Below are 381 nucleotides of genomic sequence, written 5' to 3'. Positions count from 1 at the left end.
GGGCCAGGTCTTTAATCTTGAGCGTTAAAAGGCACCAAGGCGGGATATTCATTTATTGATCTAAATAAAATCAATAAGTTAAAGTAAAAAAGATACGGCTGTCCCCGATTTTTCCTTACGAACGGAAAAGTTGAGCATCCATTTGTATTTTTAATTAATTCAGTGCATTAGAATACAAGAACAATACGGCTACGACATTTCCGTTTACGTTTTTCTTGCTGTTGAGAATCATATCTTCTTCGTACTGCGAAACTTCGTTTCGTTTACTCATCATTACTCGCCGACAAGGGCGAAACTCTAACGATGAAAGCTATAGCGAACGTTACAAGCGAAAGCCAAGCTCCACCTCTTGAACTGTTTAGGAATACCGTTGTCCTGTAT

This window comes from Psychromonas sp. (assembly GCF_983033635.1).
Note: the sequence above shows the minus strand (reverse complement) of the source record.